Raw genomic sequence first — 13,952 nt, 5'->3', positions numbered from 1 at the left:
TCATGGACCCATTAGAAAAAGAAACAGCAGTAGCACAAGAATTGGCTGCGTTGCGGCAATTATTGGCACAACACCCGGTAGTACAAGAGTTTCAAAGGATTCAACAACGGGCGCAAAAGAATCAAAAGCTGCTGGAGTTAGAAGAAGCAATCAAGCAAACCCAAAAAGAAATCGTTCAGTATGAACATTATGATAAACCGGAAGCAAAAAAGGATGCTTTGCGACGAGTGGCTGAGTTGACCCAACAATATGACCAGCATCCACTCGTGATCGCCTATCGTGCGGCACTTCAGGAAGCAGATGAATTGCTGCACTACGTCACAACAGAAATCCAAAAGCAAGTGAATAAAGCCATCGAGGAGGAAGATGCTCATGCCTCAAAAAACTAAAAACACTCCTATGATGGAACAATATTTAAGCATCAAGGCACAATACCAAGATGCTTTTTTGTTCTATCGTCTGGGAGATTTCTATGAACTGTTCAATGAAGATGCGATCAAAGCTGCACAAATCTTGGAGCTGACATTGACAAGCCGCAACAAAAATGCGGAAGAACCGATCCCAATGTGCGGAGTCCCTTATCATGCCGCCAGTAATTACATTGATACGTTGATCGAACAAGGCTATAAAGTCGCCATCTGTGAACAAGTCGAAGATCCCAAAACCACCAAAGGAATGGTCAAACGGGAAGTCGTTCAATTGATCACTCCAGGGACAGTGATGGATAGCAAAGGGCTGTCCGCCAAAGATAATAACTTCTTGACGGCTGTGATGAAAACGACGCAAGGTTACAGTTTTGCTTATGCAGACTTGAGTACCGGCGAGTTAAAGACCGCGCTTTTAGAAGACGAGGACGCGGTATTGAATGAGGCCGCTGCCTTACAAACCAAGGAAGTCGTTTTGTGCAGCGAAGTTCCTGACTCCCTTAAAGAACTGTTGACCACTCGCTTGAGTGTTGTTTTTTCAAAACAAGAGACATATGAAGAAAATGCTGAATTCCGTTTTTTGACTAGCGGATTGCCTGAAGATGAAAAGACGGTCACTGGCAAATTATTGAGTTATCTCGCAATCACCCAAAAACGCAGCTTGGCTCATATCCAGCAAGCAGTAGAATATCAACCAGATCATTCTTTGAAAATGGACTATTACTCAAAGTTCAATCTCGAATTGAGTCGATCCATTCGAACTGGCAAAAAGCATGGAACACTCTTATGGTTATTAGATGAAACCAAAACAGCAATGGGTGCCCGTTTATTGAAGCAGTGGTTGGATCGTCCTTTGATCCAACCAAAGAAGATCTTTGCACGTCAAGAAATGGTTCAATCATTGTTGGACAGCTTTTTTGAACGAGCAGACTTACAAGACGCACTGACAAAAGTATATGACATGGAGCGCTTAGTTGGGCGAGTTGCCTTTGGCAATGTCAATGGACGGGATCTTCTGCAGCTGAAATCTTCTTTGCAGCAAGTTCCTCTGATCGCCCAGTTGATCAAAGGCATCAATCGTGGAGAGTGGAATGACCTGTTGATCGAATTGGAGCCACTGGATGAGTTAGTGGCATTGATCGATAGCGCCATCGATGAAGACGCACCGCTGCAGATCACTGAAGGAAATGTCATCAAAGATGGCTTTCACGAACAACTAGACAAGTATCGGGAAGCGATGCGCAACGGCAAGCAGTGGCTAGCTGAGTTAGAAGCCAAAGAACGCCAAGAAACAGGCATCAAGAATTTAAAAGTGGGCTTCAACCGTGTTTTTGGTTATTACATCGAAATCACCAAAGCCAATCTGGCTGGTCTCGAAGAAGGCCGTTATGAACGAAAACAGACCCTTGCTAATGCGGAGCGTTTTATTTCACCTGAATTAAAGAAGCTGGAAACAGTGATTTTAGAAGCGGAAGAAAAATCGGTGGATCTGGAATACCAATTGTTCTTGGAAGTACGAGAAGAAGTGAAAAAAAGTATCCTTCGCTTGCAGAAATTAGCCAAAGCCATTAGTGCAGTCGATGTGTTACAAAGTTTTGCGACAATTGCTGAACGCTATCAATATGTACGGCCAGTTTTGAAAAAAGAGCGCTCCTTGAATATCATCGATGGGCGTCATCCCGTTGTGGAAAAAGTGCTGGGGCACCAAGAATATATTCCTAATAGCATCGTGATGCATGAAGACACCGATATTTTACTGATCACTGGACCGAATATGTCTGGTAAGAGTACGTATATGCGGCAATTGGCACTGTTAGTGATTATGGCTCAAATCGGTTGTTTTGTTCCTGCGCAATCAGCAGAAATGCCGATTTTTGACCGCATCTTTACCCGAATCGGTGCCAGCGATGACTTGATTGCTGGACAAAGTACATTCATGGTCGAGATGATGGAAGCCAATCAGGCGTTGCGTCATGCCACACCAAACAGTTTGATCCTATTCGATGAATTAGGGCGTGGAACAGCCACCTATGATGGGATGGCACTTGCTCAAGCCATCATTGAATATATCCATAAAGAAGTCAAAGCGAAGACCCTTTTTTCGACCCATTATCACGAACTGACCATATTGGACGAAGAATTACTGCGTTTGCGGAACATTCATGTAGGAGCGGTAGAAAAAGACGGTGAAGTTGTCTTCCTGCATAAAATGATGGAAGGTCCGGCAGACAAGAGCTACGGAATCCATGTGGCGAAAATTGCAGGACTGCCTAGCGGATTACTACAACGGGCGGCAACGATCTTGAAAGCTCTGGAAGAACATGAACCAACGATCGAAAAGCCTGTGATAGAAGAAACACAACAGCTTTCATTGTTTAGCGAGGTGTCCACAGAAGAAGTTGGCGTCATCGATCAGTTGAAAAAACTGAATCTCTTAGAAATGACCCCAATGGATGCGTTAAATAAGCTTTATGAATTGCAAAAACGAATCTAGAAAGAAGGAAAACAGATGGGCAAGATCCAAGAATTATCTGAACGTCTAGCGAATCAAATCGCTGCCGGTGAAGTCGTGGAACGGCCAGCCTCTGTTGTCAAAGAACTTGTGGAAAATGCAGTGGATGCCGGCAGCACACAGATCGATATCTTCATTGAAGAAGCCGGTCTACGCAAAATCCAGGTGATCGATAATGGCGAGGGGATTGCCGAAGAAGATGTCGTTACGGCCTTCAAGCGCCATGCCACCAGTAAGATCCATAACCGCGATGACTTGTTTCGGATACGGACACTTGGCTTTCGCGGTGAGGCATTGCCAAGTATTGCCTCAGTCTCGATTTTAACAATCGAAACAGCTGTCAAAGATGCTTCCCAAGGCTCATTCCTTCGGTTGAAGGGAGGCACTGTGGAAGAACATATACCAGCGAACTTGCGCCAAGGAACGAAGATCACTGTAGAAAACCTTTTTTATAATACGCCAGCGCGCTTGAAATATGTCAAAACATTGCAGACAGAATTGGCCAATATCGGCGATATCGTGAACCGTATTGCATTGAGTCACCCGGAAGTTGCTTTTCGCTTGGTCCATGAAGGCAATAAAATGCTGACTACTACTGGTAGCGGGGATTTGAAACAAACCATCGCCGGGATCTATGGTGTTGAGACTGCTAAAAAAATGTTAGCTATCAACAGTGAAGATCTTGATTTTAAGCTGACTGGTTATGTCTCGTTGCCTGAAGTGACCCGGGCTAGCCGTAATTATCTATCCACGATCATCAATGGACGATGCATTCGGAATTTTGCCTTGAATAAAGCAATCGTTGCTGGATATGGCTCAAAATTGATGGTGGGACGATTCCCGATTGCGGTCCTGGAGATCACGATGGATCCATTATTAGTCGATGTCAATGTTCACCCCACTAAACAAGAAGTACGTTTATCAAAAGAAGAAGAACTGACCAAATTGATCAGTAAATCGATCAATGACAGTTTGCGAGACGAGAATTTGATTCCGAATGCTGCCGATAATCTTCGTTTTAAGAAAAAAGTGACCACTGAACCTGTGGAACAAACGAAACTGGATCTGGTAACGAGTCCTACGACTTCTTCGGGATTAACTTTCAACCGCGAGACAGGAAAGTTTCAAGTGGCGTCATCAGGTTATCAACAGACTGTGGATAACTTTGTGGAAAACCCTGTGGAGGAAGGTGGAAAACTTCCAGAAAGCGCGGAGCAAAGGGAAAAGGCTCCGGAGTCTTCGGCATATTCTGTGGAAAATCAAGCAGTTTTCGATAGTCTGGAAGAAACACTGCCCAATAAAACGTTGCGAGATCCCTTTGCTGCGACAGGACCTGTGACAGAGATTGTCCAAGAAGTTGATCAACCAGCAGCGTCTGTTCTCGAGGATGCCAGTCAGCAGGACTTGTCGTTAATCGAAGAGCAGGCGCAAGAACGGCTGCATCCTGAACTGCATGCCGGACAGAAAAACTATACGAAATATGTGGATCGTTTGTTAGAAGAAACGCCTGCCAAGCAACGTTTCCCTCATTTAGAATATTTCGGACAGATGCATGGGACGTACCTGTTTGCTCAAAGCGACGAAGGACTTTATATCGTGGACCAGCATGCGGCCCAAGAACGGATCAAATATGAATATTTTCGGGAAAAAATCGGAGAAGTGAGCGACGATTTGCAAGAATTATTGGTACCGATCGTCTTAGATTATCCCAATAATGATGCGATTAAGTTGAAGGAACAAACTAAAAAATTACAAGAAGTTGGGATCCATTTGGAGGAGTTTGGGGCGAACAGCTTTATTGTAAGGGCGCATCCCACTTGGTACCCAGCAGGAGAAGAAGAAAGCATCATTCGAGAAATGATCGACATGCTTTTAGAGACAGGTTCAGTCAGCGTCAAGAAATTCAGGGAAGCAACAGCGATCATGATGAGCTGCAAACGTTCGATCAAAGCCAATCATTATCTAAATGAGGCGCAAGCACGAATCCTGTTGGCGGATCTTGCAAAGTGTGAGAATCCCTTCAATTGTCCTCATGGACGTCCGGTATTGATTCATTTTACCAATAGTGATATGGAGCGAATGTTTAAACGGATCCAAGATCCGCATCGTGCAAGGAGTGGAATGGAATGATTGTCTTAGCTTCTCAATCGCCACGGCGAAAAGAATTATTAGCGGAATTGGTCCCATCTTTTCAGATACAGCCGGCAGATATCGATGAGTCTGTGGTATTTGGAGAGGCACCAGAGGAGTATGTGCAGCGAATGGCGCGGGAAAAGGCAGCAGCTGTCACAGCCTGCTTTCCCACAGATCTTGTGATCGCCAGTGACACTACCGTAGTGGTTGGCCAGGAGATTTTCGGCAAACCTGTTGATGAAGCAGATGCCAGAAGGATGTTGCAGAAGATGAGTGGAAAGACTCATTGGGTCCATACTGCGGTCGTTTTACAAAAACAAGAAAAACGACGAGAAAAATTGGTTTCTGCACAAGTCTCCTTTAGTCTGTTGACGGAGCAAATGATTACCGAGTATCTGAAAACTGGGGAATATCAAGACAAAGCCGGGGGCTATGGGATCCAAGGAGCAGCAAAAGTGTTTGTTGAAGCGATCCAAGGGGATTTTTATACGATCGTTGGCTTCCCTGTTAATACGGTTGCCAAGTTATTAAAAGAATTTCCGGAGGAGCTGGAAAAATGAATCTATCCGGTAGGTGTCTTTGTGGTCAAGTTACGATTGAGCTAACGGAGGTTCGTCCCCAAGTGACTGCTTGTCATTGCTCAATGTGTCAGAAATTTCATGGTGGTCCTTTTTTAGCGCTGGCCGCTTGTTCCCGTGATCAAATCACATTTACTGGCGAATCCTTGATTCAACGGTATAACTCTTCTAATTGGGCGTAAAGGGGATTTTGCCGCCAGTGTGGTTCTAGCTTATTTTATTATGCACAGGAGACGGCAGAATTCTTCTTTGCCACTGGTTTGTTTCAAGAATTGACAGAAGCAGTTTTCACAGAAGAAATCTATACGAAAGACCAGCCGCCGTTTTATCATTTTGCTGAAAGAACCAGAAGGTGGCCAGAACTGCCCTCTTCTTAAGTAAAGAAGCAAGTTCGTTTACAAACGATTGGAAAAAAGGCAAGATAAGAGAAGAAAGCAGGTGAGAAAAATGTCAGAATCAAAAGAAGATTTGAAAGCGAAATTGTCACCGATCGAATATGCGGTCACACAAGAAAATGCGACCGAACGTCCTTTTACAGGGACTTATGATGATTTTTATGAAAAAGGGATCTATGTGGATATCGTCAGCGGCGAACCGCTATTCGCTTCGACAGATAAGTATGATGCTGGTTGTGGCTGGCCTTCTTTTTCGAAGCCCATCGACCGCAAAGAAATCAAAGAGAAAGCAGATTTCTCTCATGGCATGCACCGTGTCGAAGTCCGCAGTAAAGAAGCAGATTCCCATTTAGGACATGTTTTTTCAGACGGCCCGCAAGACAAAGGCGGGTTGCGCTACTGCATCAATTCCGCAGCCTTGCGATTCGTCCCATTGGAAGAAATGGCTGAGCAAGGATATGGAGAATATACTTCTCTTGTTGAGTAAAGGAGCAAGCTTCGCTTGCTTCTTTTTTTGTCTTTCAGTCTATGCTACAATAAAGGGAACGTATGTACAGCTAGATGTATAGAAAGGAACGGTTATGTACGAATATATTATTGGAAAAGTCACGGATATCTTTCCGGCGTATATCGTTGTTGAAACGCACGGTATCGGTTATCAAGTGGCATTCGGCAATCCGTATGCGTTCAGCGGCAAGCTGAATCAAGAAGTGAAGATTTATCTGCATCAAGTAATTAGAGAAGATGCCCATAGTTTATACGGGTTTTCTACATTAGAAGGAAAGCAATTATTTTTAAAACTGATCAGCGTCTCTGGGATCGGTCCTAAAAGTGCATTGGCAATTATGGCGAATGAAGACCATGCGGGATTGATCACGGCTGTCGAAAACGGAGATGTCACTTATTTAACCAAATTCCCAGGTGTTGGCAAAAAAACAGCACAGCAAATGATATTGGACTTAAAAGGAAAAGTCGCAGAATTAGTCGGTGAAGAGCCAACGGCACCAGTCACTGTGGCGAATACCGCGTTGGACGAAGCGATGGCAGCTTTGAAAGCATTAGGCTATAGTGAAAAAGAAATCAAGAAAGCTGAGAAATATTTAGCGCCTAATACGACTAAATCAACAGATGAATACTTACGAGAAGCATTAAAATTGATGATGAAAAAATAAGGAGCGAGTTAGGTGACGGATGAACGGATTGTTTCACCGGAAACGAATGAAACAGAAGAATTGATCGAAAAATCATTGCGTCCGCAGTTTCTCGCGCAATATATCGGTCAAAATAAAGTAAAAGAAGAGTTGTCGATCTACATTCAAGCAGCCAAAAATCGGGAAGAAGCATTGGATCATGTGCTGCTTTACGGACCACCTGGATTAGGAAAGACGACAATGGCGATGGTCATCGCCAATGAAATGGCGGTCAACATCAAGACGACTAGTGGACCTGCTATCGAAAAGCCGGGAGACTTGATTGCGATTTTGAATGAATTGCAGCCGGGGGATGTCTTGTTTATTGATGAGATCCATCGTTTGCCGCGAGTTGCCGAAGAAATGCTCTATTCTGCAATGGAAGATTTCTTCGTGGACATCATGGTTGGCCAAGGAACAACTGCGCATCCGGTCCATTTCCCGTTGCCGCCATTCACCCTAGTAGGAGCTACGACTAGGGCAGGGATGCTTTCTGCACCATTACGGGATCGATTTGGGATCATTTCTCATATGGAATATTATGAAGACCAAGACTTAAAAGAAATCGTCTTACGTTCAGCGGATATTTTTCAGACGGAGATCGTGGAAGAAGGGGCATTTGAGATTGCTCGACGATCTCGAGGAACGCCAAGGATCGCTAACCGCTTGCTGAAACGTGTTCGAGACTTCGCGCAAGTGCAAGCGAATGGAATCATTGACCGCCAAATCGCAGATAAAGCTTTGCTGCTTTTGCAAGTCGATCATGCTGGTTTAGATTATGTGGATCAGAAGCTGATTCGAACGATGATCGAGTTGTATGGTGGAGGGCCTGTGGGCCTCAGCACATTATCTGTAAACATCGGTGAAGAAACAGAGACCGTGGAAGATATGTATGAGCCTTACTTGATTCAGAGAGGGTTTTTGAAACGAACACCACGTGGACGGATCGCTACCACACTTGCTTATACCCATTTTGGCTATGAAAATCATTTTGAAGAGCTGTAAAGCTCTTTTTTTTATGGTTTAGTGAAACGTTTTTCTATCGTTCATGTTCTAAAATTAGTTGCTTCGAGAAAAGAAACAACGCAATAAACAGTTGCAAGAGCTGTAGAAAAACAAAAATAAGTGATCTGGTGTAGCGGATAACCTTGTTATTAAAGGTTTTTGTTTGTGAAAAATATCTTTAAAGGATATGTAAGTCATTAAAAATGAGATAATGAAAAATGATAAAACTTTAATGATGTAAAGGCTTGCATTTCTTTCTAGCGCGATTTATAATCAACTCGTAGAAACGTTTCACTAAAAAGAAAAAGATAGGATGAGCGTTGAGACGATAACAGAAAGGGTTTTTGCGTATGAGTAAGCTGAAAGAGATATACCGGCAGCGGCAACTGCATTGGATGGTACTACCAGGCGTGGCATTCATGATCGTATTTAATTATATTCCAATTTATGGAATCATTATTGCTTTTAAGAATTATACGGTCATTGATACGATTTCCTCTGCACCATGGGTAGGGTTAGAGAATTTCCGAATTATTTTACACGACAGTTTTTTCTGGGAAGCAGTTGGGAATACGTTAGCAATCAGTATGATGAAGTTAGGCTTAGGCTTTGCGATTCCAATTATTCTCGCCATTATGATTTTTGAGATGCGGGACGGAAAATTGAAGAAATTTATTCAAACCGTTTCGTATATCCCTCACTTTTTTTCTTGGATTGTCCTAGGCGGTATGATGATTTCATGGTTGTCGACCAATGGGTTTATCAACCAAGTCCTGATGTCTTTAGGAATGATGGATAAAGGTGTCAATCATTTGTTGGATCCTGATAAATATTGGTGGATCGCTGTTTTATCTGACCTTTGGAAAGAAGTAGGATGGGGAACGATTTTATATCTTGCAGGAATGTCTCGTATCGATCCAACTTTTTATGAAGCGGCCAGAATCGATGGCGCCACCAAGTTGACGCAGATTCGGACAATCACATTACCACTTTTGACGCCGATCATTTCATTGAATCTGATCCTAAATGTGAGCGGCATCTTAGGATCTAATTTAGACCAGACATTGGTTTTGATGAATTCACAAAACCAAAACAAATCGGAAGTCATCAACTCATTCGTTTATAAAATGGGTCTGACACAAGGCGATTTCTCATATGCAACAGCGGTTGGCTTGGGAATAGCAATCATTTCTGTCATTCTTCTAGTCATCACCGATCGTGTGACACGCAAATTGAACAATGGCAATTCAGTTATCTTATAGGAGGGGTGACCAAGTGATAAAAAGAAGAACACAAGAGAACAAATGGTTTTATTTCTTTAACACAGTGATCCTCGTTCTGTTTTCGCTGCTGATCATTATTCCAATCTGGAATATCTTAGTCTCATCGGTATCTTCTAGTTCAGGGTTGGCTGAAAACGGTCTCGTTTTATGGCCGCGGGGATTTACTTGGGAGAATTACCGGAAAGTATTTTCCGATGACAGTATCCCACGGGCATTTTTGATCTCTGTACTGAAAACATTGATCGGGGCAGTGACACATACACTGTTTTGTGCCGTTGTGGCATACGGACTCAGTAAATCACGGCTGATCGGCCGGAATATCTACACCACGCTAGGAGTCATTACGATGTACTTCGGCGGGGGGATGATCCCAACCTATTTGCTGATCAAATCGTTAGGGTTATTAGATTCATTTTGGGTCTATATCATTCCAGCGTTATTCAGCTATTATGACGTCGTTATCTTGATGAACTTTTTCCGTGAGATTCCTCCTTCTTTGGAAGAATCGGCGAAAATCGATGGGGCCAGCGAATTTCAAATTTTTTACAAGATTTTCCTACCATTAACGAAACCAGCATTAGCTACCATCATATTGTTCAATGGTGTCGGACAATGGAACGACTTTATGACCACAAAATTGTACATCACCAAAGAATATCTCTATCCGCTGCAAATGAAGATCTATGAAATCATTGTGCAGTCCAACTTAAGCACGATGACCGAAAGCGGTAGTACCGACTTTGTCGTGCAGGCAACGACCCGCGGGGTGCAATTGGCTACTATCGTTATCACGACTGTACCAATTTTGATTATCTATCCATTACTTCAAAAACACTTCATCGGCGGTATGATGGCCGGTGCGGTAAAAGAATAGAAAGAGGGATCAGTATGAAAAAAGTATTAGGCAGTTTATTGGCAGCAACAGCATTACTTAGCTTAGCAGCATGTGGCGGCAGCTCGAATGACGCTAGCAGCTCAGATTTTTCGATCAAAGATCGTTATGAGCTTGATGAGAAAACACCAGCATGGAAACTTGATACCAAAAAAGAACCAACTAAAATCACTTGGTACATCAACTCAGACTGGACGGCATTACCTTTTGGGGAAGATGTTACCACCGCACAGATCAAGAAAGATTTAAATATCGATATCGAATTTATTTCCGGAGACGACTCGAAGTTGAATGCACTTATTTCAAGTGGCGATATGCCAGACATCGTGACATTGATGGACAAAACCAGTCAAGCAGCCACTAAAGCAGATAGCTGGGCTTACTCATTGAATGATCTAGCGAAAAAATATGATCCTTACCTATTGAATGTCGTAACAGAAGATACCTTCAATTGGTTTGCATTAGACGATGGCAAAACATATGGCTATCCAAACTATTCGAATACAGCAGCCGATTATGAAAGCGGCAATATTCCGGTAAATGATAACTTCGTCATTCGTGAAGATGTCTATGAAGCACTTGGCAAACCAGACATTTCTAAACCAGAAAATTTTGTCAAAGTAATGGATCAAATCAAAGAGAAATATCCTGATCTAACCCCAATGGGCTTCACGACTGTCGGTGACACAGCAGGTCCTTTCTTAGATAAATTACAAGACTTCTTAGGTGTTCCATTAGAAGATGAATCTGGTAATTACTATGACCGCAACTTAGATGAAGAATATATCAATTGGTTGAAAACATTCAACAAAGTATACCGTGAAGGCAACATCAGTGATGACAGCTTTACAGATGACGGTCCGACCTATGATGAAAAAGTAAAACAAGGGAAATATGCAACGATGCTTGTTGCAGGAACTAGTGGTCAAGGCGGCAACTTTACTGAATTTATGAAGAATTCTGATACTCGCTATATTGCTATTGATGGACCAGCCAGCACATCAGGCCGGAAACCAACATTGAATCAAACCGGTATCTCAGGCTGGTTGATCAACTACATCACAAAAGATGCAGTCGATCCAGCAAAAGTCACTCAACTATTCACTTACTTGATCGATGAACCAGGACAAATCTTGACGAAATTCGGTGTTGAAGGCGTCACTTATGAATACAATGACGAAGGCAAAATCGATTACTTACCTGAAGTAAAAGAAATGGAGAAAACAGATAACGAAGGGTACAACAAGAAATATGGTATCAGTCGCTTCAACTACTTCAACAATGACCGTGTCAATGCATTGAAAGTAGAAACAGAGAGCGCATTAACCCAAATGCAAGAATGGGGTGAAGGAAAACTTTATCCGCACTTTGTTATTGAGAACACAGATCCAGATGCTGGGACTGCAGAAGCTCGTTCCAATAATTCGATCAAAACAAAACTAAATAGCACAGTCATCTCCTTGATTCGTTCAAAAGATGAAAAAACGTTTGATTCAACACTGTCTGATTTTGAAAGTTTCTTAGATTCCAACAATTGGGATGCAATCAAAGAAGTCAAATCTGAAAAAATGGCAGAAAACCGCGAAAAACTTAAATAATCAGTTATAGAAAGGATGAAAAGAGGAAAGCGAGACCCAACGACCTTTCCTCTTTTTGCTTTGAAACACTGCGATTGGCTTACAAAGCAAGACATGCAAGTTCTTCTTGGCGCCAGCCTAGAAGCAACTGTAGGCGAAGCGCAGTGTAGACGAGCAGATGTAGAAAAGTACCTACTCGGTGCTTTGAAACACTGCGATTGGCTTACAAAGCAAGACATGCAAGTTCTTCTTGGCGCCAGCCTAGAAGCAACTGTAGGCGAAGCGCAGTGTAGACGAGCAGATGTAGAAATGTACCAACAAAAGTATATGTAAAAGGATCTTTTTACTACTTTAGCAAAAGGATAATAAACAAGAGATGAGTAAGAAAACAACAAGAAATCAGTAGGATTGAAACTAGAAAGGGAGCAGGTGAGTGGAGATGAAACAAATTTTCTCTTATGAAGGATGGTACTATCGTGTCTTTTCCTTTGCCGCGGATATGATCCTATTAAGTTTTTTGTTCCTTGTTCCTGCGGTCACGATTGTACTGACAGGACCAGCCTTGATCGCCTTGTATCAAACCATCGATCAGCTTTACCAAGAAAAAGATGTTCCAGTTTGGCAACGGTATAGTCGAGCTTTTCTAGCAAATATCAAACGTGGAATCGTACTTGAAGGGATCATCGTGGGGTATGTTGCTGTCACCGCGGCGATCATTTATGGATTGATGGGAATCACCACTTATCTTGGGGTGTTGGCAGTGATACTCAGCAGTTTAGCTGGTTTATTCTTGACGGTGTTTGTCCTACTGTTTTGTTTGTTTTCTTCCACAGTCAAACAAACCGCACACGAAACTGCCTATGCGGTGTTGAGTAGTACCGCAAATGCGATCATCTTGCTAGTGATTCCAGTATTCGTATTTCTATTGCTGAATAAGATCAATTCTTTCTTATTCGTATGTTTAGGTATTTCAGGATTCGCTTATCTGCAAGTACTGTTCTTTCATAAGGTGTGGGCAAAAGAGGGTGACGTCAATGAAATCAATTAGAAATGAACCATCTCAGGAGGAAATCGACCGTTTTTGGCGACAAGTCAAACAAGAAATCAAACAGATTCCATTAGCGTTTGAACGAAAGCAACAACCAGCATTGCTGACAGGAATCGATGTCTATCAGGTCAATTTCCAAAGTTTATACAATGAAACGATTTACGGCTATCTTTTAGTTCCGAAAAATAAGAGCCAACTTCCAATCGTCATCGATTATTTAGGTTATATGAATCACCTACAGGAACCCTTTCAGTTTGCCCACTGGGCATTGATTGATTGTGCCTGCTTGGTGATCGATAATCGCGGGCAAGGCGGCCGTACGAAAGATACACATCCTTATGAAACGACGCAACATGAGGCACCGTTTGGTCGAGGAATTTTAAAAAAAGAAGATTTTTATATGAAACGCATGATTGCAGATAGTCTTCGCCTGCTAGAGGTCGCAGCAGAGCTGCCGGAGATTGATTCTGAACGAGTGATTTTAAGAGGCGGGTCACAAGGCGGCGGGATTGCATTAATTGTCAATGCGCTGGCTGAAACGCCAATCTTTGCGACTTTTGCAGATGTTCCTAGTCACTCGAATATTTCTCACCGCATCGAAAGCAGAACTGGGAGCTATCATGTGATGCAAGAATATATTGATACCTTTCCAGATAGCAAGGAGACCATCTATTACCAAATGGCCTACTATGATTTGAAAAATCTGGCAGCAAAAATCACTGGCCCTGTCTTTGCTTCAGTAGGGAGCCAGGATCCTATCTGCCCAATGACCGATTTTTTTGTCAGTTACCATCGAATCTCAACCCCAAAACAATTAACTGTGTATTTAAACAAAGGGCATGGCGGCGGTGAAGCCAAACAGATTCGAAAAGAAATGCAACAGATCCAAAAATTGTTAAAAAGGATATGAAGAA

The 13,952-nt window shown here is 42.7% G+C and carries 14 protein-coding genes; all 14 read left to right on the top strand.

Translation table 11 applies throughout. The features are described 5' to 3' along the window. Positions 1–2: 2 nt before the first annotated feature. The 14 genes from ACTFWY_RS06165 (at position 3) to ACTFWY_RS06100 (ending at position 13,948) form a co-directional block, all read left to right on the top strand. A complete protein-coding gene (locus ACTFWY_RS06165; protein WP_005470065.1) occupies positions 3–389 on the top strand; it encodes a YlbF family regulator in 387 nt (128 codons plus the stop codon). Continuing rightward, entirely contained in the window at positions 373–2,919 is a 2,547-nt protein-coding gene (gene mutS / locus ACTFWY_RS06160) for a DNA mismatch repair protein MutS (protein ID WP_060813256.1), read from the top strand. Before ACTFWY_RS06165 ends, mutS begins: the two co-directional genes overlap by 17 nt. Before the next feature lie 15 nt (positions 2,920–2,934). Continuing rightward, positions 2,935–5,067: a DNA mismatch repair endonuclease MutL gene (gene mutL / locus ACTFWY_RS06155; protein WP_096710884.1), complete on the top strand. Its 2,133-nt coding sequence runs from the start codon at positions 2,935–2,937 to the stop codon at positions 5,065–5,067. Then, positions 5,064–5,630, top strand: coding sequence for a Maf family protein (locus ACTFWY_RS06150; RefSeq protein ID WP_096710885.1), 567 nt, complete (start codon positions 5,064–5,066; stop codon positions 5,628–5,630). Before mutL ends, ACTFWY_RS06150 begins: the two co-directional genes overlap by 4 nt. Further along, complete coding sequence (locus ACTFWY_RS06145) at positions 5,627–5,830, top strand: GFA family protein (protein WP_096710886.1); 204 nt, start codon at positions 5,627–5,629, stop codon at positions 5,828–5,830. The genes ACTFWY_RS06150 and ACTFWY_RS06145 overlap by 4 nt, the downstream gene beginning before the upstream one ends. Positions 5,831–6,095: 265 nt before the next feature. After that, positions 6,096–6,530 carry a peptide-methionine (R)-S-oxide reductase MsrB gene (gene msrB, locus ACTFWY_RS06140; protein WP_096710887.1) on the top strand — a complete coding sequence of 145 codons (435 nt, stop codon included), beginning with the start codon at positions 6,096–6,098 and terminating at the stop codon, positions 6,528–6,530. Between the two features lie 94 nt (positions 6,531–6,624). Beyond that, positions 6,625–7,215, top strand: a complete 591-nt coding sequence (gene ruvA / locus ACTFWY_RS06135) for a Holliday junction branch migration protein RuvA (protein ID WP_003128096.1) — start codon at positions 6,625–6,627, stop codon at positions 7,213–7,215. 12 nt (positions 7,216–7,227) lie between these two features. Then, positions 7,228–8,238, top strand: coding sequence for a Holliday junction branch migration DNA helicase RuvB (ruvB, locus tag ACTFWY_RS06130; RefSeq protein WP_003128097.1), 1,011 nt, complete (start codon positions 7,228–7,230; stop codon positions 8,236–8,238). Positions 8,239–8,588: 350 nt separating this feature from the next. Beyond that, positions 8,589–9,500 carry an ABC transporter permease gene (locus ACTFWY_RS06125; protein ID WP_005470074.1) on the top strand — a complete coding sequence of 304 codons (912 nt, stop codon included), beginning with the start codon at positions 8,589–8,591 and terminating at the stop codon, positions 9,498–9,500. 13 nt (positions 9,501–9,513) lie between these two features. Continuing rightward, positions 9,514–10,395, top strand: a complete 882-nt coding sequence (locus ACTFWY_RS06120; RefSeq protein WP_021150594.1) for a carbohydrate ABC transporter permease — start codon at positions 9,514–9,516, stop codon at positions 10,393–10,395. A 14-nt stretch (positions 10,396–10,409) separates the two neighbouring features. Further along, positions 10,410–12,011 carry a sugar ABC transporter substrate-binding protein gene (locus ACTFWY_RS06115; protein ID WP_096710888.1) on the top strand — a complete coding sequence of 534 codons (1,602 nt, stop codon included), beginning with the start codon at positions 10,410–10,412 and terminating at the stop codon, positions 12,009–12,011. A 15-nt stretch (positions 12,012–12,026) separates the two neighbouring features. Further along, positions 12,027–12,323, top strand: a complete 297-nt coding sequence (locus ACTFWY_RS06110) for a hypothetical protein (protein WP_040013641.1) — start codon at positions 12,027–12,029, stop codon at positions 12,321–12,323. Positions 12,324–12,429: 106 nt separating this feature from the next. Next, positions 12,430–13,038, top strand: coding sequence for a DUF624 domain-containing protein (locus tag ACTFWY_RS06105; protein ID WP_003128102.1), 609 nt, complete (start codon positions 12,430–12,432; stop codon positions 13,036–13,038). Beyond that, positions 13,025–13,948, top strand: a complete 924-nt coding sequence (locus ACTFWY_RS06100) for an acetylxylan esterase (protein WP_005470078.1) — start codon at positions 13,025–13,027, stop codon at positions 13,946–13,948. The genes ACTFWY_RS06105 and ACTFWY_RS06100 overlap by 14 nt, the downstream gene beginning before the upstream one ends. The last annotated feature ends 4 nt before the right edge of the window (positions 13,949–13,952 follow it).

Origin of the sequence: Enterococcus sp. 125944, assembly GCF_051909435.1 — a bacterium.
Classification (GTDB): domain Bacteria; phylum Bacillota; class Bacilli; order Lactobacillales; family Enterococcaceae; genus Enterococcus_D; species Enterococcus_D gallinarum.
The sequence above is the reverse complement of the archived record's forward strand: the minus strand, read 5'-3'. Positions and strand labels throughout refer to the sequence as shown.